Source organism: Streptomyces sp. NPDC004051 (genome assembly GCF_053604275.1).
In genome coordinates, this window is sequence record NZ_JBSGHG010000043.1 from 1 (window position 1) to 15,213 (window position 15,213).

General features: G+C 72.4%; 15 protein-coding genes. 7 read left to right on the forward strand and 8 right to left on the reverse strand.

Features of this window, described 5'->3' with window-relative positions; genetic code table 11:
• Positions 1-51 precede the first annotated feature (51 nt).
• Positions 52-543 (reverse strand): inorganic diphosphatase, encoded by a 492-nt coding sequence (locus tag ACWEQO_RS30090; RefSeq protein WP_064731883.1) that lies wholly within the window; start codon positions 541-543, stop codon positions 52-54.
• Positions 544-622: 79 nt separating this feature from the next.
• Here ACWEQO_RS30090 and dacB point away from each other — a divergent pair, with 79 nt between their 5' ends.
• The 6 genes from dacB (at position 623) to folE (ending at position 8,311) form a co-directional block, all read left to right on the forward strand.
• Complete coding sequence (gene dacB, locus ACWEQO_RS30095) at positions 623-2,230, forward strand: D-alanyl-D-alanine carboxypeptidase/D-alanyl-D-alanine endopeptidase (RefSeq protein WP_452985927.1); 1,608 nt, start codon at positions 623-625, stop codon at positions 2,228-2,230.
• Positions 2,231-2,300: 70 nt separating this feature from the next.
• Entirely contained in the window at positions 2,301-3,458 is a 1,158-nt protein-coding gene (locus ACWEQO_RS30100; protein ID WP_361460049.1) for a zinc-dependent metalloprotease, read from the forward strand.
• A 213-nt stretch (positions 3,459-3,671) separates the two neighbouring features.
• Positions 3,672-4,718 (forward strand): tRNA lysidine(34) synthetase TilS, encoded by a 1,047-nt coding sequence (gene tilS / locus ACWEQO_RS30105; protein ID WP_361460047.1) that lies wholly within the window; start codon positions 3,672-3,674, stop codon positions 4,716-4,718.
• A gap of 61 nt (positions 4,719-4,779) precedes the next feature.
• Positions 4,780-5,340 carry a hypoxanthine phosphoribosyltransferase gene (hpt, locus tag ACWEQO_RS30110; protein WP_361460045.1) on the forward strand — a complete coding sequence of 187 codons (561 nt, stop codon included), beginning with the start codon at positions 4,780-4,782 and terminating at the stop codon, positions 5,338-5,340.
• 187 nt (positions 5,341-5,527) lie between these two features.
• The gene (ftsH, locus tag ACWEQO_RS30115; protein WP_361460043.1) at positions 5,528-7,567 is read left to right on the forward strand and encodes an ATP-dependent zinc metalloprotease FtsH; all 2,040 of its coding nucleotides are present in this window, start codon (positions 5,528-5,530) and stop codon (positions 7,565-7,567) included.
• Positions 7,568-7,705: 138 nt separating this feature from the next.
• Entirely contained in the window at positions 7,706-8,311 is a 606-nt protein-coding gene (gene folE / locus ACWEQO_RS30120) for a GTP cyclohydrolase I FolE (RefSeq protein ID WP_361460041.1), read from the forward strand.
• Between the two features lie 61 nt (positions 8,312-8,372).
• On the opposite strand, the gene ACWEQO_RS30125 is transcribed toward folE, so the two are convergent.
• The 5 genes from ACWEQO_RS30125 to folP all read right to left on the reverse strand — a co-directional run bounded on the left by ACWEQO_RS30125 (position 8,373) and on the right by folP (position 11,503).
• On the reverse strand, positions 8,373-8,867 hold the full coding sequence (locus tag ACWEQO_RS30125; protein ID WP_361460039.1) for a DUF3180 domain-containing protein: 495 nt from the start codon (positions 8,865-8,867) through the stop codon (positions 8,373-8,375).
• Positions 8,868-8,921: 54 nt separating this feature from the next.
• Positions 8,922-9,533 carry a 2-amino-4-hydroxy-6-hydroxymethyldihydropteridine diphosphokinase gene (folK, locus tag ACWEQO_RS30130; RefSeq protein ID WP_361460037.1) on the reverse strand — a complete coding sequence of 204 codons (612 nt, stop codon included), beginning with the start codon at positions 9,531-9,533 and terminating at the stop codon, positions 8,922-8,924.
• The gene (folB, locus tag ACWEQO_RS30135) at positions 9,530-9,889 is read right to left on the reverse strand and encodes a dihydroneopterin aldolase (RefSeq protein ID WP_361460035.1); all 360 of its coding nucleotides are present in this window, start codon (positions 9,887-9,889) and stop codon (positions 9,530-9,532) included. The genes folK and folB overlap by 4 nt, the downstream gene beginning before the upstream one ends.
• Positions 9,890-10,070: 181 nt before the next feature.
• Complete coding sequence (locus ACWEQO_RS30140) at positions 10,071-10,592, reverse strand: nuclear transport factor 2 family protein (RefSeq protein WP_361460034.1); 522 nt, start codon at positions 10,590-10,592, stop codon at positions 10,071-10,073.
• Positions 10,589-11,503: a dihydropteroate synthase gene (gene folP / locus ACWEQO_RS30145; RefSeq protein WP_452985928.1), complete on the reverse strand. Its 915-nt coding sequence runs from the start codon at positions 11,501-11,503 to the stop codon at positions 10,589-10,591. The genes ACWEQO_RS30140 and folP overlap by 4 nt, the downstream gene beginning before the upstream one ends.
• A gap of 382 nt (positions 11,504-11,885) precedes the next feature.
• On the opposite strand from folP, the gene ACWEQO_RS30150 reads away from it, so the two are divergent.
• A complete protein-coding gene (locus ACWEQO_RS30150) occupies positions 11,886-13,289 on the forward strand; it encodes a hypothetical protein (RefSeq protein WP_452985929.1) in 1,404 nt (467 codons plus the stop codon).
• Positions 13,290-13,319: 30 nt separating this feature from the next.
• Here ACWEQO_RS30150 and ACWEQO_RS30155 read toward each other — a convergent pair whose 3' ends face one another.
• The gene (locus tag ACWEQO_RS30155; RefSeq protein WP_361460028.1) at positions 13,320-14,654 is read right to left on the reverse strand and encodes a PH domain-containing protein; all 1,335 of its coding nucleotides are present in this window, start codon (positions 14,652-14,654) and stop codon (positions 13,320-13,322) included.
• A complete protein-coding gene (locus tag ACWEQO_RS30160) occupies positions 14,651-15,175 on the reverse strand; it encodes a PH domain-containing protein (protein ID WP_452985930.1) in 525 nt (174 codons plus the stop codon). The genes ACWEQO_RS30155 and ACWEQO_RS30160 overlap by 4 nt, the downstream gene beginning before the upstream one ends.
• Between the last annotated feature and the right edge of the window lie 38 nt (positions 15,176-15,213).

Here is a 15,213-nt window from a genome sequence, read left to right on the forward strand (position 1 = left end):
GGGGCGCACGCGTCCGCGTGCGCCCCGTCGCGCGTCTCCGTGGGAACGGGCTCAGTGGCCGCCCTGCTCCTTGAAGCGCTTGTAGGACCGCTCGATCTCGATCTCGGCGTCGGTCCGGCCGACCCAGTTGGCGCCCTCCACCGACTTGCCCGGCTCCAGGTCCTTGTAGACCTCGAAGAAGTGCTGGATCTCCAGACGGTCGAACTCCGACACGTGGTGGATGTCACGCAGGTGCTCCACGCGCGGGTCCGTCGAGGGGACGCACAGCAGCTTGTCGTCGCCGCCGGCCTCGTCCGTCATCCGGAACATGCCGATCGCGCGGCAGCGGATCAGGCAGCCGGGGAACGTCGGTTCGTCGAGGATGACCAGCGCGTCCAGCGGGTCGCCGTCCTCGCCGAGGGTGTTCTCGACGAAGCCGTAGTCGGTCGGGTAGGCGGTCGAGGTGAAGAGTCGACGGTCCAAGCGGATCCGACCCGTCTCGTGGTCCACCTCGTACTTGTTCCGCGAACCCTTCGGGATCTCGATCGTGACGTCGAACTCCACCGGACGCTCCTCCATGATCAGCACATAGTTCTGGTGATTAAGTGTCCCTCACGCAGGTGTGTGATCGCGAAAGGGGCTGGTGGTCGTGCCAGAGCTGAGGCCTTGGCGGGCCGCGAGACCGCACGTGGTGCGGATCGCGGACGCCGTACGACCGCGTCTCGCCCGGGCCGCCGCGACCGTACGGCCGCGGCTGGCGCGTGTCGTCACGGCCGCCGGGCCACGGATCGCGTGGCCGGTGGCCAGGCCGGGCACCTGGTCGAAGACCCGGCGGTTCACCGTGGTCGCGGCCGCCACCGGAATGGCACTGGCCGCCGGTGTGGCGACCGCCGCGGGTCCCTGGGACGCCACAGGCCAGCGTACGGCCGAGCGGGACCGGGCCGTGGCCCTGCAGGCCGCGCGTGGCACAGATCACGGCGGCACCCGCGGCAACGCCGGCACGCCGCCCCGCGGTCCCCGGGCGGCCCCCAGCGCCCCCTCCGTGCTCGTCGGCCTCGACGGCTCCGCCGCCGTGCGCCCGGCGCCCGCAGGCAAGGCCCTCGCCGGTACCCTCACCCCGCTGCTGAAGGCCCCGGAGCTCGGCCGTCCCGCCGCCGCCGTGGTCGACGTCTCCACCGGCCGGAAGCTGTACGCCCAGGGTTCCGGCGACGCGCTCACCCCCGCCTCCACCACGAAGATCGCCACCGCCGCCGCGGTCCTCACCGCGCTGGGCCCCGACCACCGCCTGACCACCCGCACCACCTTCGAACCCGACACGAAGGAGGTCATCCTCGTCGGCGGCGGCGACCCCACCCTCACCGCCCGGAAGAAGGACGCCACGGGCTCGGCGAGCCTGCGCGACCTCGCCGGGCGGACCGCCGCCGCCCTCGCCGAACGCGGTGTGCGCGAGGTGACCCTGTCCTACGACGCCACCCTCTACGCGGGCGGCGACAGGCACCCGATCGGGATCAACCCCAACATCGCCGCCGTCACCCCCCTGATGGCCGACGAGGCCCGGGTCGACGAGTCCGTCAGCGGCCCCGCGAACCGCGTCGCCGACCCGGCGGCCGACGCCGCGCGGAAGTTCGGCGAGTTCCTGAGGGAGCACGGCGTCAAGGCCACCCCGCCCGGCCCCTCGAAGTCCACGACCCGGGCCGCCACCCTCGCCACGGTGTCCTCGCCCCCGCTCGCCACCCTGGTCGAACGGATGCTCACCAACAGCGACAACGACCTCGCCGAGGCCCTCGCCCGGCACACCGCGATCGCGACCGGCGAACGCGCCGACTTCGCGGGCGCCGCGGCCGCCCTCCGCACCCGGCTCGCCGAGCTCCGGGTCCCCCTGGAAGGGACCGTGTTCAAGGACGGCAGCGGACTCGACCGCACCAACCGGCTCACCGCCGACCTGCTCACCGCGCTGCTGGTGAAGTCCGCCGACCCCGCCCACCCCGAGCTGCGGGCCGTCCTCACCGGCCTGCCCGTCGGGGGCTTCACCGGCACCCTCACCGGCCGCTACGCCGACGGGGCGGCCGGCCTCGTGCGCGCCAAGACGGGCACCCTCACCGGTGTCAACGCCCTGGCGGGCACCGTCGTCGACCAGGAGGGCCGACTGCTCGCCTTCGCCTTCCTGGCGACCGGCACCAGCGACCCCACGGCGGCCCAGACGGCCCTGGACAGGGCGGCCACGGCCCTGGCGGCGTGCGGCTGCCGGTGACCCTCGGGACGGCCGGGACGACCGCCCTTTCGCCCTGCCCCGCACCGCCGTACTCACGTACCGTTGCACCATGACGAGTTTCGGTGGTGCTGCCTCTTCCGGGATGGTCGACTGGGATCTCGCGGTCGCGACCGCGACCCGGCTCATGCGGCCGGGCCCCGATGTGAACCGTGACGACGCCAGGGCCGTCGTCGCGGAACTGCGCCGGCACGCGAAGGCGTCCGAGGAACACGTCCGGGGCTTCACCCGGCTGGGCACCGAGGAGATCCACGACACCCCCGTCCTCGTCGTCGACCGCCCGGGCTGGGTGCGGGCCAACGTCGCCGGCTTCCGCGAACTCCTCAAACCGCTCCTCGACAAGATGCAGGAACGGCGCGGCAGCTCCCCCGGCGGGGTGCTCCTCGGCACCGTCGGCGGCAAGGTCACCGGCGTCGAGCTGGGCATACTGCTGTCCTTCCTGGCCTCCCGGGTCCTCGGCCAGTACGAGACCTTCGCCCCCGCCACCCGCGACCTGCCGGCCGGCGGCCCCGCCGACGCCCCGAACGGCGGCGGACGGCTGCTGCTCGTCGCCCCCAACATCGTCCACGTCGAACGCGAACTCGACGTGCACCCGCACGACTTCCGGCTGTGGGTGTGCCTGCACGAGGAGACGCACCGCACCCAGTTCTCCGCCGTGCCCTGGCTGCGCGACCACCTGGAGGGCGAGATCCAGGCGTTCCTGGCGGAGACCGACGTCGACCCGATGACCGTTCTGGAGCGGGTCCGCGAGGCCGTCCAGACCTTCGCCGGAGGCCGGCCCGAGGGCGAGGAGGGAGAGGCGGCCGACGAGGGGCGTTCCCTGGTCGAACTCGTGCAGACCCCGGCCCAGCGGGAGATCCTCGGCCGCCTCACAGCGGTGATGTCGCTGCTGGAGGGACACGCCGACTTCGTGATGGACGGCGTCGGACCCGAGGTCGTGCCGAGCGTCGCCGAGATCCGCGAGAAGTTCCAGCAGCGCCGTGCGAAGGGCGCCTCCCGCCTGGACCTGGCGCTGCGCAAACTGCTCGGCCTGGACGCCAAGCTCCGTCAGTACCGCGACGGTGAACGCTTCGTCCGCGCGGTCGTCGACGAGGTCGGCATGGACGGCTTCAACCGGGTGTGGACCTCGCCCAACACCCTCCCCACCAAGGCGGAGATCGCCGAACCGGCGGAATGGATCACGCGCGTGCACCGCAAACCCGAGTCGTGAACCCGGCAGCCGTGTCCGGCGGTCGTGGATCCGGCGGTCGTGGATCCGGCAGGCGGATGACCCGGTAATCACCCGTCCGAGGGACCGTGAGCGAAGAGTAGGCGTGCAATGCTCGGGTAACGGCCCGGCTCTGTCACCATTTACACACTCTGAGTGACCGATGCGAGCCCACGCCCTCTGACGACTCTGACAACTTCATGAAGGGAACCGGACATGGGTCCCCATCCTGCGGTCGCGGCGATACGCCTGGCGGTCCGCCGCGTACTCCACGACATCCTCGACGAACACAACCGAACCCCCGACGAGACCGGCCACGCCCCCGGCCGGCCCCCGTACGACCGTGCGTCCTCCCCCCTCGTGCTCGTGGCCTGCTCCGGCGGCGCCGACTCCATGGCCCTCGCCTCAGCCCTGGCCTTCGAGGCCCCACGGCTGGGCCTGCGGGCTGGCGGCGTCACCGTCGACCACGGCCTCCAGGCCGGCTCCGATCTGCGCGCCGCCGAAGTGACCCTGCGCCTGCGCGAACTGGGCCTGGCCCCCGTCGAATCCGTCGCCGTCACCGTCGGCCGCGAAGGCGGGCCGGAGGCCGCCGCCCGCGACGCCCGCTACGCCGCCCTCGACGCCGCGGCCGAACGGCACGGGGCCGCCGCCGTCCTGCTCGGACACACCCGCGACGACCAGGCGGAAACCGTCCTGCTGGGCCTCGCCCGCGGCTCCGGCATCCGTTCGCTGTCCGGAATGGCCGCGGTCTCGGGGGCCGCCGGCCGTTACCGCAGGCCGTTCCTCCGGCTCGACCGGCAGACGGCCCGCACGGCCTGCCTGGCCCAGTCCCTCCCCGTCTGGGACGACCCGCACAACACCGACCCCGCCTACACCCGCTCCCGGCTGCGCCACGAGGGCCTGCCCGCCCTGGAGAAGGCGCTCGGCAAGGGCGTCGTCGAGGCCCTCGCCCGGACGGCCCAGCTCTCCCGCGACGACGCCGACGCCCTCGACGCCTGGGCCGGCCGGGCCGAGGCCGGCGTCCGCGACGCGGACGGCCGCCTGGAGTGCGCCGGGCTGCACGCCCTTCCGCCCGCCGTGCGCCGCCGTGTGCTGCGCCGGGCCGCCATCGAGGCGGGAGCCCCGGCCGGTTCGCTGTTCGCCCGGCACATCGAGGAGGTCGACCGGCTGATCACCGGCTGGCGCGGCCAGGGGGCCATCAATCTGCCCGGCCGGGTCGTCGCCCGCCGCCAGGGTGGCAGACTGGTGATTCGGCAAGGCTGAAAAACGTGCCCTCGGCAGCGCCGCGGACGGCACGGGACAGCCGCTGGGACGACCGAAAGTGATGCGGGTGGACGCGAAAGACATGGGTGCCGACCTCGAGAAGGTGCTCATCAGCAAGGAAGAGATCGACGCCAAGCTGGCTGAGCTGGCCGCGAAGATCGACGCGGAGTACGAGGGCAGGGAACTGCTGATCGTCGGGGTCCTCAAGGGCGCCGTGATGGTCATGGCCGACCTCGCCCGAGCGCTGTCCACCCCCGTCACCATGGACTGGATGGCCGTATCCTCGTACGGGGCGGGCACCCAGTCCTCCGGTGTGGTGCGGATCCTCAAGGACCTCGACACCGACATCAAGGGCAAGCACGTCCTGGTCGTCGAGGACATCATCGACTCCGGCCTGACCCTGTCGTGGCTGATCTCGAACCTCGGCTCGCGCGAGCCCGCCTCCCTCAAGGTGTGCACGCTGCTGCGCAAGCCCGAGGCCGCCAAGGTCAACATCGACGTGGAATGGGTCGGTTTCGACATTCCCAACGAGTTCGTCGTCGGATACGGCCTCGACTACGCCGAGAAGTACCGCAACCTCCCGTTCGTCGGTACGCTCGCGCCTCATGTCTACGGCGGCTGAGTCACCCGGCCCGGAGCGCCGTATGTGATCGGGAACCCCGGCGGGTTCCGCTCCGTTGGAGCATGCGTGGACGCGATTGCCGGCAGTCCCACGCCGCTTCGGCGGGCGATGCTGGGGTACCGTCCGAAGAACAGTCTTTATCAAACTCACTATGGCAGGAGGGACGGGGCGGCACCGCTCCGTATGGATGGACGTGAAGCGATACTTCCGTGGGCCGGTCATGTGGATCGTGCTGGCCGTCCTCGCCGTGGTCGTGTTGATGCAGGTCGTCGGCTCGTCCGGCGGCTACAAGACGGTGGACACCGGCCAGGTGGTCCAGGCGATCAACCAGAACAAAGTCGAGTCGGCCAAGCTGACCACCGGCGACGAGCAGATCATCAAGGTCGAGCTCAAGTCCGGTGAGAAGATCGAGGACAGCTCGAAGATCCAGGCGAGCTACATCGGTGACCAGGGCGTCACCATCGCCAACACGCTGCAGGACAAGTACCAGAACAAGCAGATCCCGGACGGCTACACGGTTTCGCCGTCCAAGCAGAACGCGTTCGTCAGCATTCTGCTGTCGCTGCTGCCCTTCGTCCTCATCGTCGTGGTCTTCCTGTTCCTGATGAACCAGATGCAGGGCGGCGGCTCCCGCGTCATGCAGTTCGGCAAGTCCAAGGCGAAGCTCATCACCAAGGACACCCCGAAGACGACGTTCGCCGACGTCGCGGGCTCGGACGAGGCGGTCGAGGAACTCCACGAGATCAAGGAGTTCCTGCAGGAGCCGGCGAAGTTCCAGGCCGTCGGGGCGAAGATCCCCAAGGGTGTGCTGCTGTACGGTCCGCCCGGAACCGGCAAGACCCTGCTCGCGCGTGCCGTCGCGGGCGAGGCCGGGGTCCCCTTCTACTCGATCTCCGGTTCCGACTTCGTCGAGATGTTCGTCGGTGTCGGCGCCTCCCGGGTCCGTGACCTGTTCGAGCAGGCCAAGGCCAACGCCCCGGCGATCGTCTTCGTCGACGAGATCGACGCGGTCGGCCGCCACCGCGGCGCCGGCCTCGGCGGCGGTCACGACGAGCGCGAGCAGACCCTGAACCAGCTCCTCGTCGAGATGGACGGCTTCGACGTCAAGGGCGGCGTGATCCTCATCGCCGCGACGAACCGGCCCGACATCCTCGACCCGGCCCTCCTGCGCCCCGGCCGCTTCGACCGTCAGATCGCGGTCGACCGCCCGGACATGCAGGGCCGGCTGGAGATCCTCAAGGTCCACCAGAAGGGCAAGCCGGTCGCCCCGGACGTCGACCTGGCGGCCGTCGCCCGCCGCACCCCCGGCATGACCGGCGCCGACCTGGCCAACGTGCTGAACGAGGCCGCTCTGCTGACCGCGCGCAGCGATCAGAAGCTGGTCGACAACCACATGCTGGACGAGGCGATCGACCGTGTGGTCGCGGGCCCGCAGAAGCGGAGCCGGATCATGTCGGACAAGGAGAAGAAGATCACCGCGTACCACGAGGGCGGACACGCCCTGGTCGCGGCGGCCTCCCCGAACGCCGACCCCGTCCACAAGATCACCATCCTGTCCAGGGGCCGCGCCCTCGGCTACACGATGGTGCTGCCGGACGAGGACAAGTACTCGACCACGCGCAACGAGATGCTGGACCAGCTGGCCTACATGCTGGGCGGCCGGGCGGCCGAGGAGCTCGTCTTCCACGACCCGACGACCGGTGCGGCCAACGACATCGAGAAGGCCACCGGCCTGGCCCGCGCGATGGTCACCCAGTACGGCATGACCGAGCGTCTCGGCGCGATCAAGTTCGGCGGCGACAACTCCGAGCCGTTCCTCGGACGTGAGATGGCTCACCAGCGCGACTACTCGGAGGAGATCGCCGCGCTGGTCGACGAAGAGGTCAAGAAGCTCATCGAGACCGCGCACAACGAGGCGTGGGAGATCCTGGTCGAGAACCGCGACGTGCTCGACAACCTGGTCCTCGCCCTCCTGGAGCGGGAGACGCTGGGCAAGGAGGAGATCGCCGAGATCTTCGCGCCGATCGTCAAGCGCCCGCCCCGGCCCGCCTGGACCGGTTCCTCCCGCCGTACGCCGTCCACCCGTCCGCCGGTGCTCTCCCCCAAGGAGCTGGCGCTGACGAACGGGGCGAACGGCGCGACGCCGGCCATCTCCACCGTGAAGAGCACCGCCGCGGAACCCGCGTCGGCGCCCGAGCGGACCCCGGAGGAGCGCCCCGAGGGCTGACCGGCTCTCCGGGTGACCCCGCCGGGCCCGGAATGAACGCCGCGCCCCCCAGGTTCTAGCCTGGGGGGCGCGGCTTTTGCGTACCCGCAGTCGATACGCGTACCTCTGACGCGCGCAGGCACAGGAACGAGGCACCCCATGACCGACCCCGTGACGCTGGACGGCGATCTCACCTTCGGCGAGTTCGACGAGAAGCGAGCCGAGAACGCCGTACGCGAGCTGCTGATCGCGGTGGGTGAGGATCCCGACCGGGAGGGGTTGCAGGAGACGCCGGCCCGGGTGGCACGGGCGTACAAGGAGATATTCGCCGGTCTGTGGCAGAAGCCCGAGGACGTGCTGACGACCACGTTCGACCTCGGGCACGACGAGATGGTGCTGGTGAAGGACATCGAGGTGTACTCGACGTGCGAGCACCACCTGGTGCCGTTCCGGGGCGTGGCCCACGTCGGCTACATCCCGGCCACCAGCGGAAAGATCACGGGACTGTCGAAGCTGGCCCGGCTGGTGGACGTCTACGCGCGGCGGCCGCAGGTGCAGGAGCGGCTCACCACCCAGATCGCGGACTCCCTGATGGAGATCCTGGAGCCGCGCGGAGTGATCGTGGTCGTGGAGTGCGAGCACATGTGCATGTCGATGCGGGGCATCCGCAAGCCCGGCGCGAAGACCCTCACCTCGGCCGTGCGCGGCCAGCTGCGGGACGCGGCGACGCGCAACGAGGCGATGAGCCTGATCATGGCGCGCTGACCCGGGGCGGGCGCCCGCGCCGGGCCGGCCCGGGCCTCCGGGACCGGCCCCGGAAGGCGTCTCAGGCCGCCGGGGCCGTGCCCCTGCCGTTGTGGTGGTCGTCGTCGTCCTCCGGGAGCTTGCAGACCCGCTCCAGGAAGAGGGCGGCCGCTATGACGCCGATCCCCGCCAGGACCGAGGCGCCGGCGTAGATGGCCTGGTCGCGGCGGGCCGGGACGTCGAGGGACCCCAGGAGGAAGACGCCGGTGCCGCCGTACATCCCGGCGACCAGGGCGGCGACCAGGGCGCTGGCCTGGCCGAAGACGACCGCGCGGGCAGCCATCATGGGGTCGACGCCCTTGGCGTCGGGACGGCGCTCGCGCTGGGCCCTGAGGCGGGTGCGGAGGGAGAGCGCCGTGGCCGTGAGGACCACGGCGATCAGGGCGAGGACGACGGGCGCGGCCACCGGGACGCTCGGCAGCGTGCCGAGGGAGTTCCAGAGGCGGGCGACGGCCCAGGACAGGATCCCGGCCACGACGAAGACGCCGGCCAGCACCCTGATGCGCAGCTCTCTCACGGTGTCCCTTCGGTTCCCCGGTGCCCCGGAATGCGGTCGTCTCGACCTTAACGGCTATTCGGGCAGCCGGAGTTCCAGGTCGGCCCGGTACAGGACGCCTTCTCGGCCGACCGCGTCCAGCAGGGCGGCGACGGGTCCGCGTCCGGGGAGAACGGCCTCGGGTTCGACGTCGTGCCAGGGGGCCAGGACGAAGGCGCGCTCGTGGGCGCGGGGATGGGGGAGGGTCAGCCGCGGGTCGTCGGACAGGAGGTCCGCGTAGGCGACGATGTCCACGTCCAGGGTGCGCGGGCCCCAGCGCTCGTCGCGGACCCGGTGGAAGGCGTCCTCGACCGCGTGCGCCCGCTCCAGCAGGGAGGACGGGGGGAGGGTGGTCTTCAGGACCACCACCGCGTTGAAGTACGAGGGCTGGCTGCCGGGCTCGACGCCCCACGGCTCCGTCTCGTACACGGGGGACACCCCTGTGACGCGGATGCCCGGGGTGTCCTCCAAGGCATCGACGGCCCCCTGGAGGGTCTCCAGCCGGTTGCCGAGGTTGGCGCCGAGGGCGACCACGGCCCGCTTCGGGTTCTGCAGGGTGCTGTCGGCGGCGTCGACCCGCTCCGTCACGGAGGCGGGGACCGGCTGGACGGTCGGGTCGGTGTGGCCCTGGGCGGACGGCCTGGTCATACACGGCTCCGGGTGATGGTGACGGTCACGTCGTCGAAGGGCACGGTGATCGGCGCGTCCGGCTTGTGGACGCGGACCTCGACCTCCTGGACCACGGCGTGCTCGAGGCAGACCCGGGCGATGCGTTCGGCGAGCGTCTCGATGAGGTTCACCGGTTCGCCCTCGACGACCGCCACGACCTGCTCCGCCACGATTCCGTAGTGCACGGTCTTCGTCAGGTCGTCGTCGGTCGCGGCCGGCCGGGTGTCCAGACCGAGGACGAGGTCGACGACGAAGGTCTGGCCCTCCTCGCGTTCCTTGGGGAACACACCGTGGTGCCCACGGGCCTTCAGGCCGTGCAGCGCGACACGATCCACACGAATCCACTCCTGTAGTCGGTTGGCCGGTCAGTCGGTCAGTCGGTCAGTCGGTCGGTCAGTCGAATCTACCCGCGGGCACCGACGGCACCGGCCCCGAGGGGGTGCCGGCCCGGACCGGTACGGGAGGATTCACCCGGCGTTCTCCCCGGGCGGGCCCCGGGTTCCCCGGGCGGGCCTCTCAGGCGGGGGTGTCGGTGTCGTCGGGGGTGTCGGGCGGCTCGTCCTCGCCGTTCTCGGCGAGGACGGGGGAGGCGTGGTGGGACCAGAGCTTCCAGCCCGCGGGGGTGCGCCGGTAGATGTTGGTGGCGACGACCAGCTGGCCGACCAGGGGACCGAGCTCCTCGCCCGCCTTCGGCGCGGGACCGCCGCTGAGGATGTTCTCGGTGCAGGTCACCAGGGCGGTGTCGCCGGTGACGGAGACGTGCACGTCGGTGAGGAAGAACTGGATGTAGTCGGTGTTCGCCATGATCAGGGCGTACGACCGGAGCACCTCGCCGCGGCCGGTGAGCACCGGCCAGCCGGGGTGCACGCAGGAGACCACCCCGGTGTCCGCCGGGTCGTGGTAGGTCTCGTCGACGCCCAGGTCGGCCGGGGTGAGCCAGAGCGACGCCACCTCTTCGAAGTCACCCTGTTCGAGTGCCTCGTAGAAGGCGGCGTTGGTGGCCTCGACCTGCTCGACGTCGGTGTGAGGCGCGCTCACCGGGCTCCTTCCGCACCGTGCGGGGCGGCTTCGGGGCGCGTGCCGTCCGGGGTGCGCGCCAGTTCGACGGCGCGTACGACCCGTACGGCGTCCGCGGTGGCGCGGACCTCGTGCACGCGGACCGCCCAGGCGCCGCCCCGGGCGGCGAGGGCGGAGACGGCGGCGGTGGCGGCGTCGCGTTCCCGGGCGGGCGGGGGCGTGCCGTCGGGCCCGGCCAGGACCTGGCCGAGGAACCGCTTGCGGGACGCGGCCACGAGCAGCGGGTGACCGAGTGCCCGCAGGCGGTCGAGCCGGGCGAGGAGGGCGAGGTCGTGGCCGGTGTCCTTGGAGAAGCCGAGTCCGGGGTCGACGATCACGCGGTCGGCCGCGACGCCGGCCTCCAGCACCGCCGTCACGCGCGCGCGGAGCTCGTCGACGACCTCGGTGACGATGTCGTCGTACACGCCCTTGACGTTGCCGCCCTCCAGCAGGCCGCGCCAGTGCATGACGACGAAGGGGGCGCCGGCGGCGGCGACGACGCGGAGCATGTCGGGGTCGGCGAGACCGCCGCTCACGTCGTTGACGAGCGCGGCGCCGGCCACGAGGGACTGGTCGGCGACCGAGGCGCGCATGGTGTCGACGGAGACGGTGACGCCCTCGGCGGCGAGGCCGCGGACCACGGGGATGACGCGCTTGAGTTCCTCGGCCTCGTCGACGCGGGTGGCGCCGGGGCGGGTGGACTCGCCGCCGACGTCGATCAGGTCGGCACCCTGGGCGACCAGGTCGAGGCCGCGCTTGACGGCGGTCGTCGTGTCGAACCAGCGGCCGCCGTCGGAGAAGGAGTCGGGGGTCACGTTCACCACGCCCATGACCGCGCAGCGGTCCCAGTGGGGGAGACCCGCGACGTGGAGCTGTCCGCTGCTGCTGCTCATATGTTCAGCGTATGCCCCGGGCGCGGCCCGGGAGACCCGGACCCTGGGGAGCCGGACCCGGGAGGGGAGCCCCGGAAGGAGCGGACGGCACGGAGGGCGCGGAAGACCAGGAAGGAACGGAAGGCCCGGAAGGAACGGAAGGCCCGGAAGGCGCGGAAGGGAGCGGGGTCCGTGCCCCTGTCCGGTATTTCCTCGGCGGATCTCGTCGGTCTTCCCGGAAAGCGGTAACCCGCCCCTCGCGTGAAAATGATCTTGCATATTCGGGGGCCGGGTCTATTCACGGTTCGGCGCAGTTCCCTGACGCCCTGTGAAAGCCTCGGTGGGGCTTTGTTTTCACGGGGCGGGGCTTCATCATTCGCCTACGCGCGGTAAGTTTCTGGCCATGTCACGTGGACGTCACCGCCATTCCCCGCCCCTGCACAGGATGCTGCCCCCGTCGGCGATCGCAGGCGTCTCCCTCGTCTGCGCCCTGGGGCCCTGGGTGTTCACAGAACCGATGACGCTTCGCCTGCTGGCCGCCGCCGCGGCGACCACGGCGATCATCGGTGCGGTCGTCATGCGGCACTGGGACATCCTGGCCGGCAAGCAGGTCGCCGACCTCACGCGCGCGCGGGCCGGTGACGAGTGGCGGTTCGAGGAGCGGGTCGCCGAACTGGAGGCCGACCTCGAGGAGTCGCGCGAACTGCGCGTCAAGCTGGAGCAGCGGTTGCGCGCCCAGCGCGGGGAGCTGACCGGGCTGCGCAACGAGCACGCGGCACTGCTCCGGAGGTACGCCTCCGCGGAGGCCGAGCGGGCGAGCGTGCTGGAGGAGCGCCGGGTGCTCGAGATAGAGGCGGCGGTCCCGGCCCGTGCGTTGCCGGCGGGGCCTTCGGCGCGCTCCGGTGACGAGACCGCCGGGACGGCGTCCGTGCCGGCGGCCAGGAGCGAGGACGGGACCGCGGGCGGGACCTCGGCGGAGGAGACGGCCGGTGCGGAAGCGGTCGGGGCGGAGCCGGCGGTTCCCCCGGTCTTCTCGCCCGAGGGGGCGGGCCTGTTCCTGCGGGCCGAGGCGGCGCTGACCCGGCTCGGCGACGACGCGCGGGGGGCGCACCGCGAAACACCCGCGAACGAGACCTCCGGGAACGAGACCTCCGGGAACGACGCCTCCGAGAACGACTCCCCCGAGGGCGATGGCCCCGAGCCCACAAGGAAGCGGAAGCCGGAGCAGCCGGAGAAGGACGGGTCGGAGGGGCGGCCGGGAGCGGCCGGGGAGCGCGAGCGTGCGGCCGCCTCCGGCCCGGACGCCGGCCCCGGCACCGGTACCGCGCCCGAGGAGCCCTCCCAGCCCGAGCAGTCGGCCCCGCCGGCCCCGTCCGGCCGCTCGGTGCGGCCCTCCGGGCACTTCACCGTGCCGACCGCGGTCGCGGTCGTACCGCCGACGGAGCCCGTGCGGCGTCCGGTGACCGACGGCGGGTTCGACTTCTTCGGTACGCAGAAGGAGGAGGGACCCGGCCGGGAGGGCGCCCAGGACGAGGACCTCGCCGACGCCGTCGGACAGGAGGCCCTGACCCCGCGCGGGACCGAGGACGAAGCCGGGTCCTCGCCGGCCGGCGAGGACCCGCGGGCCGGCGAGGACCCGCGGGCCGCCGGCCGGGTCATCGACCTGACGGCGCACGACGAGCCGGAAGAGACCGGACCGGACGGCACGGCCGGCCCGCACGGTACGGACGGTCCGCACGGCGCGCACCGTACGGACGGCCCGGCCGACGCGGCCGGCGCCAAGGGACTGCGCAGCGCGGTCTCCTGAGGCGCCGCACGCGTTCCCCCGGCTCCGGGGTCAGGCCATCCAGCGGTCCGGGAGGGCGTCCCTGCGACCCGTCCGGGAGCGTTCCGCCTGGGCCCGGAGCAGCTCCGCCGCCTCGTCGGCGTCCCGCAGCCGGGCCGTCACGGACTTGTCGGCCCCGGTGTCCACATGGACGTTCGCGACGCCCCGGGCGCGCTGCCAGGGCCCCTGGGTCAGCCGTACGCTCTGCACCTTCGCGTGCGGCACCAGGGCGACGGTCCGGCTCAGCAGGCCGTGCCGCGCGGCGAACACGGTGTCGGTGACGGCGAGCCCGTGGCCGCGCCACCACACCGGCATGCACCACCGGGCGCGCCGCGGCGGCCGGGAGAGTTCCGCGTGCGACGGCACGTGGACGCCGGGGAGCACGCGCGCGACGACGGACTCGGCGATCTCGCGCGGAGCGACCGGCAGCAGCAGGGAGTTGGACGAGCCGGCCACGTCGAGTTCGACCCGTACCCAGCCCCGGCGCCGCCACAGCAGCGGCTCCACGATCCGCACGGTCTGCACCCGCCCCGGCGGCACCGTCTCGTGCGCCCGGTCCAGCAGCCCGTGGTCGATCCGCAGTCCGTCGGGCGACTCGCCCAGGGTCCAGTCGTACTCGGTGACGAACCGGCCGACGCTGCTCGCGCCCGCCGCGCCGAACAGCGGCACGGCGGCGGCGAGGACCGTCCACAGGTTGTGGGTGGCCAGCCACAGCAGCGGCACCACGACGAGGGCGGCGACCAGCCAGACCCAGGTCCCGGCGGTCAGCACGAGGGAGAGGACGAGGACGCCGGGCGGCACGCGCAGCAGCTGCCGGGACGGCGCCTCGCCGACCTCGTGCGCCGTCTCGGGGGCGAAACCCGCCGCCCGCGCGAGCAGTTCGGCGCGCAGCGCGCGGGCGTGGTCGGCTCCCAGGAAGGCCAGTTCGTCCTTCTTGTCGGTGCCGATGACGTCGAGTCTGAGTTTCGACACGCCCGCGACCCGCGCGAGCAGCGGCTGGGTGACGTCGATGGCCTGGATCCGCTCCAGCCGGATGTGGACGGTGCGGCGGAACAACAGCCCGGTGCGGATGCGCAGTTCGCTGTCGGTCACCGCGAAATGGGTGAACCACCAGGTCAGGAAGCCGTAGAGGGCGGCGGCCGGGATGAGGACGCCGAGACCGATCAGCAGGGTCGTCGTGGTCAGCCGGGTCAGCTGACGCTGTGCCTGGTCCGGGTCGTGCAGCGCCCACCCCAGGACGACCGCTATGGGCGCCCACGCCCGCCTGAGCGGCGTGACGGGGTGCAGCCGGCGCTCGATCACCGGGTGCCGTTCGTGTTCGTCACGGTGGACCTCCGGGGCCGTCACAGCCCCGCCGATCGGGCCTCGCCCAGCTCGGTGAGCCGGTCGCGCAGCCGTTCGGCCTCGGCCGGTTCGAGGCCGGGGATGGTGGCGTCGGTCGCCGCGGCCGCCGTGTGCAGCTGCACGCTGGCCAGGCCGAAGTGCCGTTCCACGGGACCGGAGGTGACCTCCACCAGCTGCATCCGCCCGTACGGCACGATCGTCTCCTGGCGCCACAGGACGCCCCGGCTGATCAGCAGGTCGTCGGCCCGCTCGGCGTACCGCCAGGAGCGCCAGTTGCGCTCCAGCATCACCCAGCCCCAGGCCAGCACGGCCAGCGGCAGCGCGGCGAAGCCGGCCCAGACGGGCCCGGCCAGCAGCCCCGGGACGAGCCCGGCGGCCAGGGCGAGCAACCCCATCCACACCACGAGCATCAGCCGACGCAGCTTCAGCAGCCCCGGCGGCAGCGCGATCCACCGCGGCCCGTCACCGGGACCCACCACCGGCCCCACCGCTGTCCCCGTGTCGTGCGGGTTCCCCGTCTTCATGGCCCCAGGGTACGTAGGCCCCGGAGTACGCGAGCCCC